Here is a 15,841-nt window from a genome sequence, read left to right as displayed (position 1 = left end):
GGTTCGAATGACGCAGAGTCCACCTTCGTGTGACCATGGCTTTGCCTCGGCCCACGTGCCGAAGGTCCTTGAGCCTCGAAACGTCCAGTTCGACGCGTAGCCGGCGATCGCAATTTCAAGCTGCACTGTTTGGCCTAAGCAACTTGATCAGCCGAATGAGAGTGCCGGAGCGATCAAAGCATACGCGGCCCAGCGAATGCGAGTTGCTGGCAGCGCCGACATCTGCGCGTGCTGGAAGGAGGCCGGCCTCTGAGAGCAGCTTCAGCGCTGACCAGTCTGAAGGATCGCTGAAAGGTGCGCCGATCGTTGATTGCGCCGCGATCAGCGACCAACACTCCTGGAAGTCCCGCTCTAGATCGAAGTCCTCTGAAACCTCTTCGGTGATCTGGACAGCCATCTGGAGGAGTTCAACTTCGCGGCACGTTAGGCCGCCGCCCCATGACGCGTCGCTCAGCTGAGCCGCGTAGTCGGACAATTGCTCGTCGAAGACTTTCAATGTGGCCTCAATCTCAAGCTCCGAGACTTCTGAGCCGGCCGTCTGCTGTAGCAACTTGTCAAACGCTCCAACTAGGAACGGCACGAGCCCGGTAGCACGCGCGATTCGCGCGACTGAATTTCCGGCCTTGAAGTGAAGTGCGCGCGCATCCTCGAGCCACCAGGTCAAAGTACCCTCAGTCAGCCGGCCAAGTGTCACCACTTCAACCGGCACTTGCCCGCCATCTAAGGCGTGGCGCCTGGCGACCCTTTGCAGGTCCAAACCGCCAATGAGTACCAAGGGCCTGCCTGCATCAGTGTCCAGGAAGGTCTTCCAGAGATTGACAGAGGCGTTGCCGAACACTTGCTTTCCAGCTCCGATCTGGCCTGCGGCCTCATCAGAACCGACAGGCAGTGCAAGCCCGGAACGCTCACAACCCAATCTATCTGGGACGCCGCACTTTGGGTCCAGGAGAGCATCAGTCCAATGGCCGCCAACCACGATCAACTTGCAGTCAGTGCTGGCCTCTTGGCGATACCAATACCGAATCGTGTCCAGCGCGCTTTCCGAGAGTACGCACTGCGATACGCGCCGCTGAGATGCACCACCGCGGATCGCTTGAATCTGCTGTCGAACCTCCAGCGCAACCTCTGACTGCTGGGTCAACACCGGCAAGAAGTGAGGGAAACGAAGCCGATACTCCCGCACGCCAAAGCGCGGGGCATCTGAGACTGTCAGCAACTCGCGATCGATGAAGTCCTGCAGATTCCGCTCAATCTCGGCAAGCGGCGACGTGTCGACCCGCTCAAGCCAGTCGGAGTTCGGGTCAATCTCGTGCAGCTTCGCCAGCACCTGCGCAGGGCCATCTGTCAACGCCAAGCCTGGCTCAAGGTCCTTTAGTGCCAGTAGCGTCGCACCGAAGACGACCGCTCCGATTCGATTACCTTGGAAGTTGTTGTTGACGACGGTCTTGATCTCATCAAGAACGCCCTGTTCCCCAAGCGTGGCGAGTACTTCCTCGTGAGAGACGGTCAGGGTCTCGCGGTCTGCTGATCTGTTGGAGCGCTTAAGTCGCCTGACGAGACTCTCGCCAAAGCGGATCAGTACGGCCGGTTGGAAGCCACATCGCATGGCCACAAATGGAGCGTGGTTGCCCAACGCTATGCCAATGCGGGCAAGCATGCCTTCTAGGAATTGGACCGCTTCGTCCTCAGCAAGAGGACGAAGCACCAAGACATCGCCAGCATTCGCCCAAACTCCACCTCGGGTATTGGTGACTCGATAGCCTGAGAAGATCGTTCTAATTCGGGGAAGTTGACTGCCATCCACCTGTGCCGGCAGTTCCTTCATCATGCGAAAGCTCAGAGAACCTTCGCGGTCATCGTCGTACCGAGAGAGCTGTCCCTCGACGAACGCGTCGGCCTCGTCCAGTATTAGCAACACGCTGTGCTGGGGCTTCTCCTGCAAGAAGCGCTTCATGTACGCTGAAAAGCGCTCTGCTGGCGGTTGATCCTTCAATGCAGGCTTCTCTGCCAAGCTAAATCGGCTTGCCATCTCATCGACGATGCAGTCGACAACCCAGCGCTCAGACTCACCGCCGGCGATCGTGATGAAGAAGACGTTTAGCGTGTTTCCGGAAGGCAGCGGATAGCCGTCGAATGTGCTCGCTACGTACTTCAGTAAGGCGCTCTTGCCAAGCTTTCGACCCGAGAACACCCTCGTATACGACCATCCAAGCGCCACCCGCTCGGCCTCGTACTTACGTCCGATATAAGTCTCTAGACGAACATGTTGCCCATCGAGGCTTGAGAAGGGTGATGCGGTGTCAAGATCCAACTGTTCAAGCAGGATCTCGAATAACGGGATGAAGTCGTGCCCATCCAGTCGAGTACTCGCGGCACAAAGCCTGCAGAGGTCCAAGTCGTCGATGATTGCGGCAGAGACGCCTCGCTTTCGAAAACCAGAGCAAAGCTCATCTCTGCGGGTGACGGGCAGCCCTGGAGCCAGGAAGACGACCAACGAGCTTGGTGCCTCACTACCTGCTGCCTTGCACCAGTCGTCCAAGACGCTTGCACCCCGGCTGGCCTGCGGGGAAGACGCGATAACGATCTGACTGAAGACGGCTAGCTGCGGAAGGAATGAGGGGTTAAGCTTTGAACCCTTGAAGTAGTTTCGTACTGTCTCGCAACTGATCGTCGTCTTCTTTTCCTTGTGATCGCGCAGGTCCGCAAGCTTTACGGGGAATCGCTTCTGGTTCTCACTTGGGGTACGCCCCGCCTCGCCGCTAATCACTGCGTAGAGCAGCTTTGGCATGGCGTCTCGTTGATTTGGTTCAACGTTCCCGGAAGTCCAGAGCTCAACTAGACGTTTCTGTTCGGGAGTTGATCCTTTGAGGTCGTTCGCCAGCTTTGTTCTCGGCTCCGGCCAAGTCTTCCGGGAGTCCTCGCGCCACAGCGTTCGGCGGCTTCCAAGACGATCGCCGTCTGTACTCGGCACCGCACCACTGTGGAAAAGCGCCACACCGGATCGATAGTCGCCTGCCTCGAAGTATTCTGTGATCCGAACGGCTGTATCGCCGGGCTTCTCAACAGCCAAGTCCAGCAGAGCCTTCGCCGCGACATCTCTATGGACAGTCGCCAAAGCGACGGATTGCTTCAGCCAAGCCAGCAAGAGCAAGCTGATGGTCATCGAACCCGAGGCACCAGCGGTCAGCGTTCGTGCTTCTTCAACGACAGCCCTAAGTCTCGCTTCTGTCGGGGCCATGAGTTCATTGCCGGCGCCCCAGAGGCGTCCTAACTCTCGCGTGGCCTCAAACGCCTGGTCGCCCAATTCAAGGGCGTATCGATGCAAGAGAGTCCGTTCATGGGACTGGAGCACATCCGTTGCGGATAGAGAAGCGAGAATGTCGCGGCGCTCTCGATCGGCCGCGACATTCCTTAGGCATGTCCAGACATCGGCATCTTCCGAGAAGGCTGGAATAGCGAGAACACGCCAGTCCTGCAGCATCGCACTCACTGCTGTCGGATTCTCGAAATCCATCACGCACAGGCCTTCGTTTGCAATTCCCGACTCAGCCAGCGCGGCGGGAGCTAGGTATCTGATGGCATCAACATGATCGACTAAGTAGCCTGCCTTAAGGCGGAGCATGCTGGTCTGAGGCGCGTTCTGCAGAACGGCTGTAAACAGCGCTGCACACAGACGATCTGTCGTGTTTGACGAAGAACCGCTTAGGAGCCGCTGACCGGCCTCGTGCGGAACGCCGTCACGAGGTATGCGTGACCTTTGGCGCTGCGCTTCGAGTCGTCGCAGCGCCTCGGAGACGACCTCAACCGCTTCAACGATCTGTTGTGCGGCACCGTCGGCTGCGGATCGGTCTTGGTGTCTAACCTGCTCCGCATCCATGATTCGTTTGAAGGATCGGCCGAGCGCGATGACGCGCTCTCGGATGCGATCAGGCGTCCACTTAACCTTTGAACTTGCCCTAGGCTCGGATGGCGCCAACTCATCTCTTAGTGGAACGACTTCGGACTGGATGAACTTCGTCCACGCTGCTCTGCAGTGGGTACGTTGGATCTTCCCCCCAGCGGCACTCCAGAGCGCCGCGACTTGGGTTCGGAGCAAGTCCTGCGCTGAACACAAGGCCGCTTCTAAGACCTCCATCGACTCCTCGGGGGCATCCAGCAAGCGTGCTCGTAAGAAGCTGAGGGGATTGAGCTGAGCAGACCAGCCATCAAGAAGAAACCTTGCCACCTCAGCGATTGCAGGGTCGTTGAACGAGGCGACGCCAACCAACGACTCGACCTCTTGAGGGGTGAAAGAGCAAGGGTGCGTTGGTCGCAAGGCCTCCAGCATCAATGCGAGGCGGATGTTTGGTTGGCCGGCTGCGTTGCGGCTGGCTAGGCAGGCGCGTAGTCGTTCCGAACGCTGGCTATCGACGCCAACGACCTGCGACTGAGGATCGGACAAAAGACCATTGGCATTGGCCAAGTCGTTGACCCCAAGCGGATCTGTGCCTCCTGCAGCGACAACACCGCGGGCGAAGAGATAGGCGATAGCCGCGTTTCCGAGTTCCCAGGCTTCCTGCGCGCGAGCGGAGAGCGCGGTAGCGAACCCTTCTGTCATCCACGGCGCGAGCACCACTTGACCCGCTTCGTCTACCCAGTGCGTCTTGCAGAAGCCCGTGAAGGGCTCGTAGTCCAAAGTGGACTTGGTATCGATTACTTTTGGAGCCGGAGTGGTCGGCTCTGGCGTTGCTGGCAGCCTTTCGCTGGCTTGAGGCGTCGCGTCAACCGGAAGCACATGATTCGCGCCTCCCTCGGCTGGCCGAGCTTCCGTAGATTCCATGGCTTCCGAGGGTTCCTGGGCGTCGGATCGCGCGAGAATTGCCTCGATTGGGGCTCGCTCTGTCCGTGCACCAGAAGACTCTGATGCGGGAGCGGAGATCGTCTCTGGCGGGGGCGGCGCCTCGGACGCGGCCACGTTCTGCTTGCCGTCGGAGGGCGTGTGCTGTGGAACCTCGTTGACTTGCAGGGAGTCGCTAGCAACGCTTGTGACATCCGCCGCTGCCAAGCCGCTGGCAACTTCGCAATCGCGAGAGATCGGTGATTCGAATCTAAGCCTGCCGCGAAATGCGGCCGTTGCAACTGACTTCCCGAACAGTTCTTCAACTTCAATCTGAAGTTGCGTCGCCTGCTCGTCGTCCAGATCGACTCCACTCTGGACCAGTTGCAGCAGCGCCGAGACAGCGCGAACCGAGCTGGGGTTCATTGCCTGCCGAGCTTCCGCGAGTGCCTTCAGCTCGTCACACTTCGCTCGAATGACAGCGCATCCTGCAAAGCTCGAATCGGCAATGTGCACGATTGAGTGACAACGGGCAAGCTCGGATGTGACTAGGGCCAGCTCAGACTGGCGAGTAAGCGCAGCCTCAAGGTCTCCGACACGACGAGACGACACACCCAACGACCGCTCGGCTTCACCGTGTTGCTTGCGAACCGACGACCAACACTCGATCGCCGCTTGCAGGTCAGGAACCTTGTCGGCTGAAATGTCTGCCGATGCCGCTTCCAGGTGTTGTCCGAGAAAATCCAGTCCATCCCGAATCTCCTTCAGAACCTCCATCGTGACCTTCCTGACGATCAGGGGGGCCGAGTTCGAGGTTTCAACTTGCTCCGGCACGTCGCTCGACGGAGTCTGCACAGGCCGTGCACTACTCGTGCTTGGCACCTCAAGACTAGGGAGTGCTTTGAATGCGGCAGAAAGCCCGGTCCAAAGGTCGCGGTTCAGTATCAGCGCGCCACAGACAAGTGCCAGGGTGTGGGCGCTGTGAATTGGTGTCAACGCGCAGATGTCCCGCAGCGCATCGCCAGGGGCAAACTGAGGCACCTCCCCCTTCAAGGTTCCGCGTTCGTCGCGCGGACAATTGACTGCGTCCAGTACGGCATTCAGCGCCTCCCGGAAAGAGTCCTGGACCCAACAGCAGAAGGCCCCATTCAAGAAAGTCTGGGCGTTGGGTTGGTCCAGGAGCCTACTCTTCAGTCGGGCGACCCCAAGGCGCAGGTCATCGGACGACAGATTGCGGACAGCGCCCCGGATGGCTCGCGTCGGACGACTTCCGGACTTGTTAGATTCAGCATCCCGGATCGCCGTACAGAGCTTTCTATAGACCGCGGTGTCGTGATTCAACACCCGCGCGTGTTGGCCAGCGTACTTCCAAAATTCCGTCTGCTCCCCAACCGTGAGCAATCGCCAAACCGTTCGAAGATCCATGTCTTCTTGGTTTGTCTCAGTGGACGTGTCGCCCGTCATCCCACTTCTCCCCGCATATTCGCTTGTGTACGTGGCTCAGGGTCCAGCGATGACAGATCGGCTGAACCAATGTCTCTGTCAGAGGTTATCTCAGACTCGCGATTTGCCCTCGCTGGCGGCCTCGCTAAGTGCACATGAGCGCCCTAGGCTGCCGCGCGCTTCTTGAACTCTTCCAAGATCTGGAACATCCGATCAACTTGGGCGCTCGGAAACAACGCCTCAGGCCCCTGCGGGCTGATGTCGAGGTACGGCGATTCGTAGAGCCGCTTGGCTTCGACCACCCCGTTGACTGTCAGCTCGGAGACGATGACATCGATGAACTCCAGCTGATCGGGCGTAGCGTTCGTGCCGCTGACAAATTCGTTGAAGGCCTGGTACACGGCTTCTCGCTCCATGCCGACCAGCGACCTGATGAAGACGCCTAGGCTGGGGCTTCCTGCTGCTACCTTGCTGATCATCTCAGGTGTCCCGCCGGCCTGAATCAGCATTTGCTCAAGCTCTCCCAGGTCAGTCGGCGTGAGGGGCTGACTGCGTCTCAAACGCTGCAGCGCAAGGTGATCCTCGTGGGCCTTTAAGAACTGACGCGCCTTGTCTTTGAACTTCGCCATGTCGAGGCCGTTTGCGATCTCCGGCAGAACGACCGTCGTCTCGGTGCCCAGTTGATCGACAAAGTCTGTGTAGAAAATCTTGCGCGCCGCCTTCTCGATCAGCTTGACAAGAGCGCGCAGGCGCTTGCGGGCGTTCTCCAGCATGCCGAGCGTGACATCCGTCCACCACTCGTCGCCGGCTACGGCCTGGATCAAGACAATCTCCACCTTGATGGCCGGAACGGCTTCCTGCAGTTCGAGCGCTCCGGCGATCTCTCGAATTTGGTCGCGCAGGCGATCGAAGTCCGGAGACGCCTGAAGGATGACCAGTTGTGTGCGAAGGATCAGCAGGTCGAAGCGTTTGGCTTCCTCGTCGTCGTCACGTCTTTCGCTGGGCAGGCCTGCCACCTCGTGAATCAGCTCCTGCTGATCACCCTCGGTCAGCTTCTTCCAGGCCTCAGGCTTCGAAAACTTCTCCACTGCCTTCCGGTGAGGCCGCACAACAAAGTTGTCGACATTCATGGCCTCAACGGTCTGCTGGAGCGTTTCGGCAGTGGAAGCGCGGAGTGCCTCATCGTCAGGTGTCCAGTACTTCTGCTTGGCCTCGTGTGCGCCCGGACTGTTCTCAAGTCGACTGTCTAAAGTCGCTACCAGTTGCACGCGCGCCCCGAAGAGGCGACTGCTCAGGGACTCGGGCGACCCACCTGGTGTTGCCCCCGGGTTTTGCGCGAAGAACTCCAGGTTCTGGCAGTAGTCGAAAAGGTAGAAGCCCGTCTTGTGTTGGCCGGGCCCGAAGAGATCGGGACACAGTCTCGTACCGCGTCCAACCATCTGCCAAAACTTGGTGCGAGACCTCACGATCTTGAAGAAGACCAGGTTGACCACTTCGGGCACGTCGATGCCTGTATCAAGCATGTCGACCGAGATGGCGATGTGCGGAGCCTTGTCCTTCTTCGAGAAGTCGTCGATCAGGCTCTGCGCGTACTCAGTCTTGTACGTGACGACGCGAGCAAACTCGCCCTTGTGCTCCGGGTAGTTGATGTTGAAGCGCTCGGCGATGAACTCGGCGTGATCGTTGCTGGCCGCGAAGATGATCGTCTTGCCCAGGCGATCGCCACCTGCGACATGGTGGCCGCGCGTCATCAGGTGCCCAAGGACCTTGTCCACGGTGTCGGCGTTGAACAGCCACTTGTTCAACGCTGCCGCGTCTACCGAGTTCGGCGGCGGCGATCCGTCATCCGACCAATCCAGCGCATCCCACTGCTCCTTCTCGGCCTCGCTGAGTTCGTTGTACTTGATGCCCTGACGCTGAAACTTCAGGGGAACGGACACCGCGGTGGGCGGCACAAGGTGCTTCTCGAACACGGCCTGGTCCAACGAGTAGGCGTCCGTGGGGACACCAGTCTCAAGGTCGAACAGGCCGTACGTGTTGTGGTCGATCTCGTCGGTCGGCGTGGCGGTCAAACCCACAAGCAGGGAGTCGAAGTAGTCGAAGATCGCGCGGTACTTCTGATAAACCGAGCGGTGCGCCTCGTCGATCACGACGAGATCAAAGTGGCCCACGCCAAACCGACGCTGGTTCCCCGCACCTTCGTCGATGAGGCTCATCATCGTCGGATAGGTGCAGACATAGACGCGTCCTTCCGCTTGCTTGTCCGTCACCAGATTGACCGGCGAGGCCCCCGGTAGATGGGCCTTGAACGCACCAACCGTCTGATTGACCAGTGCCACGCGGTCTGCAAGGAAGAGCACCCGCTTGACCCAGTTGCACCGCATCAGCAGGTCCGCCAGGGCGATGACGGTCCGCGTCTTGCCAGCGCCGGTGGCCATCACCACCAGTGCCTTGCGTTGGTTGTCCCGCTCAAATGCTTCGCCGATGCGCCTGACGGCCCGCACCTGGTAGTGGCGCCCGGCAATCTGCGGGTTGACCTCGGCCATGGCCAATGCCTTGCGGCTGCTGCGGCGTTGGACCAGCAGTTCGAGTTCGCCCTTCTTGTAGAAGCCCTGAATCGGGCGTGGCGGGTACATCGCGTCGTCCCACACCCAATGGTCGTAGCCGTTGGAGCAGAAGATCACGGGTCGTTGACCGTACTGGGCCTGCAGGCAGTCGGCATACAGCTTGGCCTGCTGCTGGCCCACCTTGGAGTCGCGCTTTGTGCGCTTGGCTTCCACCAGAGCGAGCGGCTTACCGTCATCACCCCAGAGAACGTAGTCCACAAAACCCTTGCCGCCCTCCGAGTTGTTGGGCATGCCGGTCACAGGAACCTCGAAGTTCTTCGCCGGATCCAGCGTCCACCCTGCTTCTTTCAGAAGCAGGTCGATGAAATAGTCGCGGGTCTCTGCCTCGCTGTAGTCGTGCGTGTCGGGGGTAGCAGCGTTCGACTTCTTGGCAGCCGCCACCTGGGCACGCAGCGCCTGCAGTTCCGCATCCAGCGCGGCCTGGCTGGTGAGCAGCTGGCTCAGCTTCTCGTCCTTGGTACTCAGCTGGTCTTGCAGCGCGCGCAGTTGGTCCGGGCTCTGAGGCGATACAGGTGCTGCCGGCTGGGGTACCAGCGCGGGAGCGAACGTCAGCGCCGGATCAGGGCGGGCCGCGCGCCCATAGGTGCGCGCCAGCCAGTAGCAGATGTGGAACAGCTCGCGCGCGGCGGTCAGCGCATCGGTTGGACTGACCTTTCGGGTGCTGTGCACCGCGAGGTTGCCCAACTCTTTGATGACCTTCGCTTTGTTGAAGACGGCCACGCCCACCGTGGCCCTGAACGTGGGCTCGTGGAGCAGCGCGCTCAGGTGGTCCTGATAGGGCAGCTTGAGCGCTGGTTCGTGCTTGTAGAGCCAGCTCACGGCCAGCTCCAAGGTCCGCCGGGCGTAGAAGCACGCAGCACGCGCGTCGGCATGCACCAGTCCTTCCGCCTTGGATGCGGCCTCAAACTGGAGCGGCCACTCCGCCTGGAGGAAGGCGAAGTTGCTCATGACCCGGCCGCGCCGTTCATCTGGCGATCGAAGGACTGCCGCACCAGCCCCATGACGTACGGAAGTTGATCCATCGTCGTCAAGCCGACCTCCACCTCACCATTGCCCCAGCGCCCCAAGCCCGAGACATCTTTGCACATGCCCTTGGGGTCATCGATCTCGCTGAACGGCATGTTCAGCGAAAGGCGAAGGCGCTTCGCCTGAGGCACCACATCGACGAAGTTCGTCTCGGCCTTGTAGGCCACGTAGAGTTTGAGGAACTCCTCGCTGACGCAGCTGTCCAGTGCAAGCACCTCCTTTCGGAAGGCTTCGAATATGACGCGCAAGGCCGGCACCAACAGGTGCGGGTGGTCGTCGATCGTGTAGCTGGCCTGACCTGCCGCCTTGGGTCGGTAGGCTGCCAGCACCTCGGCAGGCAGGGCCGGTTTGGCCCAGACATCAATGGCCTTGCTCGCGAGCTTCACAGCGCGGGCCTTGATGGCGGCCTCGTCCCACACCGTCACCTGGCCCAGGCCATCGTTCAGCTTCAGCGGGCTCCAGCGCAGCCCCTTCTCATCCATGTCGCGCTTGTGGGCGAACGGGAAGTCGCTGTAGCTGGAGTTATAGGCAGTCAATGTCAGGTTGCCCAGCGTGTGCAGCCAGGTTTCTTGCACCCGCTTCCAGTCAGAGCCCAAGTCGGCTTGCCATTGCGCTGGCAGCTTGTCGTTCTGCGGCAGGATGTGCTCGATCGTGTACTCGGCCACCGCCACCCGCTCCTTGCGATTGTGGTTCTCCAGCCGGCGCAGCCAATAGGCGGCGCGACCACCGAAGTGGTACAGGTCGCGCACCTGCAACTCGCGTTGGAACTCTTCGTCGTTGGGGAAGCGGCGGTAGGAAGGCAAGGTCAGCAGGTGGGCCTGGATGCTTTCCAGGTAGCGGTCCTTTTTCAGTACCTTGCTGAACGTGGCAAAGGTCTTGTTCAAGGAATTGGTGGGGATGGCACACACCGCCCGTCGGAAGACGTAGGCCTCCACTACCCGAACGGCTGCGAGGAAGTCAGCCTCGCTCAGCACGCCCTGCGCGCAGTCGTCGTACAGCTCCAGCAGGAAGGGGTAGGCCACATCCACCTTCAATTCACGCAGGTCGTGGAAGGCGTCGCGCAGACTGGGTCGGCTTTCCGCACCCAGGGCCATCGCGCAGTACGCCTGCGCGTGGCGCTGCACGTCGCGCACCAGCACCTCCACACCAGCCTGCTCGGTGGCGGGCCGCACGCTGTGCAGCTTGAATGCCTCGTACACCTCATCAATGCGGGGGATTTCGCCCGCCGGGTGCTTCAGCGTCAGGTAGTGGCGCATGAAGGCGTCGAAGTGCGCGACGTATCCCTCTTGCCCGAACGCCAGCTCCATCGGCCGCCAGTGGTCCTGGTACAGCCGCGTCTGAAGCGCAGGCTCCAGACCCATCAACACGTAGTTGCGGATCAGGTCGGCCTGGCTGAGCTTGCGGCCCGTGGAGTTCATGCTCTCGAAGATCAGTTGCGGGTTGTCTTGCCCCCGCGCCAGCGCCACGTCCACCACCACCAGCTTGGCCAGCCCCTGGCAGATGACGGCCAGGTCGCAGGCAGAGTCCGACAACCAGCTCCTGAACAGCTCGTAGTTGCCCGCCACCCGTACCGACTGCTCGGCCGGCAACGATGCCTGCCCCACCAGCGAAGTGAGCGTGGCCTTGTCGGTCTGCGAAAGCAGCAGCTTGAAGTGTCGCTCGCCGTCTTCTTCCGGGTTCAGCAGGTAGTAGTTGCGCAGCTTGCGAGCCGAGAAGCCCTCGACCGGCTCGCTCGTGCCTAGGGCCTCGGCCAGCGCAGCGATCAGCAGCGTGACCGTGGTCAGGCGCTGTTGGCCGTCGATGACCAGCAGCGGCGACAGCGTGGCCACCTGGAACAGGCCCTGCTCGATGTAGACGATGGAGCCAACGAAGTGCCCCGTCACCACCGGGTTGCTTCCGGCACGCACCACGTCATCCCACAGCTGGCGGCACTCGCGCTCGGTCCACGAGTACGTGCGCTGGTAGATGGGGATGACGAACTGCGGTGACTTCTTCAAGAAGGCCAGCAGCTTGGCCTCGGTCGCTTTCATCGGTGACTCTCCCTATCGGCCTGTTTTCGCTTAGTTTGCCGCGCGGTCATTTGCCGCGTGTGTGCAGAGTGGATCGCTCTGGTGGCTCGGCGTGAATCAGAGAGCGCCAACGAAGGCGCGTTGTTGGAGTGCGGAAAGCAACTTGTCGGTTTCGGCGAGGGCGGCGCGGTGGCTGGCCTTCAGCGATTCGATGCCTTTCAGACGGTTGACGAAAGCGTCTTGAAGCTCCTTGGGAAATCGTGGGATCTGAATGCCACCAAGGCTTTCGGTGTTGACGTTGTACTGGCCCGCCGACGTCTTGCAAACTGCTCTAAGGGCTCGTCGGCCCTCGCCTTCGTGCAGGAACCGCTGGAGAACAATTGGCGAAATCGCACCTTCGCGCAATCGTGCGCGGATCAAATATGAGGCGTAGATGAATGCTTCGGGGTCGAAGTCAGTCCCGAGGACAAGCTGTCGATTAAAGACCGCACATCGTCCGACGTATTCAGGATTGCCGTTTGTTCTGACAAACAGCAAATCTCCATCCCTGAGCCGGAGCCGCTCCAGTTCTTGTGAGTTTGCTGGGACAGTTTTCAGATCGGACAGGTCGAGATAGCCATTTGCCACGTTTGGAATTCGTAGCGCGGGATACCCTGAGTTTGATGACTTCTCGGAGGTGCCGTATCTGAACTCTTGTACCAACGAGGCAAGCGAGTCCCGGGGTGACCTAGCCATCGCCTCGCCAAACATCTCCGCAAACAACGCCTGTACCAGGTTGTCCAGTTCTTTCAAAGCCTGCTGGCGCCGGTCTCTAAGCACTTCGGCCTGGTCGAGGATGGCGGCGATACGACGCTGTTCAGGGAGCGGTGGAAACGGGACGGCGATGTGGGCGACTTGGGCAGGCCGTGCCCGCAGCAATGACCCACCTACTCCTGCAACAGTCTTCATGAACTGTGCGTGGAACGAGTCACATCTCAAGACGTACCTAAGGTATCCGGGGTCAAGCCGTGCGTCGCGAAAGACAATCCATTCGCCCGATGCAATGAGTCTGCGGCCATTAGCTTGCCCAACGACCCAAGTGCGGCGGATGTGTGGAACGATCTTGGAGAGCAGGACGTCGTTCGGTTCAACGATCTGTTTTGTCGAGCCGATTGCCGACCCGGCGACAACCTCCGGGGTGCCGCCGTCGAAGGCCGGTATGCTGTAGAGGTCGAAGAGCTCGTCTTGATACTTGGATGGATCAACGGATCCGGTCCGCTCTGCCATCAGCTCGCCGAGCATGATCTGGGTAACGTTGTTCACCGGAGCATTCCTTCGAGTGCTTTCATACCCTTTGCAATTTCCGCATCCAAGCCTGCCAGCCGCTTCAAGATGTCCGCAGGCTTGTCGTGCTTCACCACGGCATGCACCACCGCCTTGTAGCGGTTGATCGACAAATCGTACCCATTGCCTTCAATGTCAGCCTTCGACACGCAAAAACTCTGGTCCGTGCGTGCCCGCTGCCGCTCCGCGCCGTCACGCTGCCGCCAACGCGCAAGCGCATCGGGCAGGTTGTTCTTCTCGTGCTCTGCCTCGGTCAGCGGCCGGGCTGGCGCCACGCCCAGCAGTTCATCGGCCAGTAGCGGTGTGCGCTTGTCATCGAGGCCGCGGCCATCGGCGCGCAGGTCGTAGAACCACACCTGATCGGTGCCACCTGAATTGGTCTTGGTGAAGAACAGGATGGCGGTCGACACGCCCGCATAGGGTTTGAACACGCCCGAGGGCAGTGACACCACGGCGTCCAGCTTGTGCGCTTCCACGATCAGCTTGCGCAGCTCCTTGTGCGCTTTGCTGCTGCCGAACAGCACCCCGTCGGGCACGATGACGGCGGCCCGGCCGCCGGGTTTCAGCAGCCGCAGGAACAGAGCCAGAAACAGCAGCTCGGTCTTCTTGGTCTTGACGGTGTCCAGCAGGTCCTTGGCTGTGTTCTCGTAGTCCAGGCTGCCGGCAAACGGCGGGTTGGCCAGGATCAGGCTGTAGGCCTCTTCGTCGCCTGCGTGTTCCTTGCCCAGCGAGTCCTTGTAGCGGATGTCGGGGTTGTCCACCCCGTGCAGCGCCATGTTCATGCTGCCGATGCGCAGCATGGTGTTGTCGAAGTCGTAGCCATGGAACATGCCGTGATGGAAGTGCTCGCGCAGCTTCGCATCGCGAAAGATCTCAGGGTGCGACTCTCGCAGGTGCTCACCGGCCGCAACCAGAAAGCCGCAGGTGCCGCTGGCCGGGTCGCAGATGGTGTCCTTGGGCGTCGGTGCGGTCATCTCGACCATCAGACGAATGATGTGGCGCGGCGTGCGGAACTGTCCGTTCTGGCCCGCGCTGGCGATCTTGCTGAGCATGTACTCATACAGGTCGCCTTTGGTGTCGCGGTCGTCCATCGGGACTTGATCCATCAGGTCCACCACTTTGGTCAGCAATGCCGGCGTGGGAATCGTGAACCGGGCGTCCTTCATGTGGTGGCTGTAGGTACTTCCGTCACCGCCCAGGCTGCGCAGGAAGGGGAAGACATGTTCACCCACCACCTTGAACATGTCGGTGGCCTCGAAGTTCTTAAAGCGCGACCAGCGCATGTCTTCGTAGGCACGCCCACGCTCGTCGCTGCCCTCGGGGTAGATGCGCCGTTCGATGGGCTTGCCCAGCCGCTGAGCTTTGCGCTCCTCGACCGTGTGCAGGTCGTCCAGGCGGCGAAGAAAGAGCAGGTAGGTGATCTGTTCGATCACCTCGATCGGGTTGGCAATGCCGCCGGACCAGAAGGCATTCCAGAGTGCATCGACTTTGCTGCGGAGTTCGCCAGTGAGCATGTGTTGGTTCTGTTCGAAACTTGAATCGGGAGTGTGTGGTGAGATCGATGGGCTGGACGCTCAGGCTTGGCCTGGCATCGGCAGCAGAGACTTGATCTCGGCAAGGTTGGCGATGACCACCTGCTTCTCGCCCTTCCGGGGTGTGCCGTTCGGCTCGAAGTTCAGCGTCCTCAGGGTGTAGAACAGCATCGCCTGCCGGCAGGGCACGGTGACCCTTCCGTTCTTCATCCCGTAGTCGATCTCGACACCCTCGCGCTGCTTGGGCGTGAGCGAATCGTCCGGCTTGAGGACCAGGTCCACGTTGGTGTGCCAATCGCGGTCCTGTGACGAGTCAACGTCAGAGGCCACAGGTGCACCGGGCGACAGGATTCGGCCCAGAACGAAGTCTCTGAACCCCTCGCGTAGGTGGCAAAAGGCCCGCACGTGCCACCGCACGCCGTCATAACCGAACGCGTGGGGGCTGATGAAGCGCTCTTGCGGCTCGTCCCGCGCAATCGACTGGTACCGGATACGCAGCTTCGCCCGTTCGGCGATCGACTGCAGCAGGAGGGCGAGGGTCTTCGGCTCGACCGTTCGACTGGGAAGGGGTACCGAGGCCATGGGCGGCCGAAACGCCAGGAACGCTTGGTCGCTGGTCAAGATCTGGCGTTCCAGCGCCAGCAGCTGAGACAGGTACTGGCGCGCTCCGCTGGACTCGTAGTGAGGGGCAAACCCTGGCGTTGCGACGTAGGTGCGCGAACTGGTGTCGTACTCCAGGTTGCCCGGCGCCACCTCGGCGTAGCGCGCGATGTCGGCGGACGCCTGGGGCACGGAGATCTTGAAGAAGTCCGTCACGTCGCGGCGGTTGATGCGGCCACCCCACTGCAGACGGAAGTCGATGAACTGCAGCCTGCGCTCCTGGCTCCACTTGACGGGGCCGGTGTCGGCAGCCTCGTCTTGGGGCGAAGCCTTGCTGGAGCGCGAAGAGGGTCGCGGGGCGGAGGGTAGTGCAGCGCCCGGCTCAGCGGGTGGGCTGATCACCCGGGTTGGGTCAGCGGCTCGGCGAGGGGAGGTTCGGCTCGGCATGCGGTCAGTATAGTTTGT

Annotated in this window: 6 protein-coding genes; all 6 read right to left on the bottom strand. The window is 60.7% G+C overall.

Annotated features, from left to right (window positions below; genetic code table 11):
* Positions 1–115: 115 nt before the first annotated feature.
* Complete coding sequence (locus EOINJALH_RS31035; protein ID WP_158219648.1) at positions 116–6,280, bottom strand: hypothetical protein; 6,165 nt, start codon at positions 6,278–6,280, stop codon at positions 116–118.
* 143 nt (positions 6,281–6,423) lie between these two features.
* Positions 6,424–9,834 carry a DEAD/DEAH box helicase family protein gene (locus tag EOINJALH_RS04285; protein WP_088279078.1) on the bottom strand — a complete coding sequence of 1,137 codons (3,411 nt, stop codon included), beginning with the start codon at positions 9,832–9,834 and terminating at the stop codon, positions 6,424–6,426.
* Complete coding sequence (locus EOINJALH_RS04280) at positions 9,831–11,942, bottom strand: DUF262 domain-containing protein (RefSeq protein ID WP_088279077.1); 2,112 nt, start codon at positions 11,940–11,942, stop codon at positions 9,831–9,833. Before EOINJALH_RS04280 ends, EOINJALH_RS04285 begins: the two co-directional genes overlap by 4 nt.
* Positions 11,943–12,038: 96 nt before the next feature.
* Positions 12,039–13,223, bottom strand: a complete 1,185-nt coding sequence (locus EOINJALH_RS31030) for a restriction endonuclease subunit S (RefSeq protein WP_144289859.1) — start codon at positions 13,221–13,223, stop codon at positions 12,039–12,041.
* Complete coding sequence (locus EOINJALH_RS04275) at positions 13,220–14,758, bottom strand: class I SAM-dependent DNA methyltransferase (RefSeq protein WP_088279076.1); 1,539 nt, start codon at positions 14,756–14,758, stop codon at positions 13,220–13,222. The genes EOINJALH_RS31030 and EOINJALH_RS04275 overlap by 4 nt, the downstream gene beginning before the upstream one ends.
* A 60-nt stretch (positions 14,759–14,818) precedes the next feature.
* Positions 14,819–15,778, bottom strand: a complete 960-nt coding sequence (locus EOINJALH_RS04270) for a YafY family protein (RefSeq protein WP_158219647.1) — start codon at positions 15,776–15,778, stop codon at positions 14,819–14,821.
* Positions 15,779–15,841 lie beyond the last annotated feature (63 nt).

The organism is Ideonella sp. A 288, from assembly GCF_002198735.1.
GTDB lineage: Bacteria > Pseudomonadota > Gammaproteobacteria > Burkholderiales > Burkholderiaceae_C > Pseudaquabacterium.
This window is presented reverse-complemented; position numbering and strand designations above follow the sequence as displayed.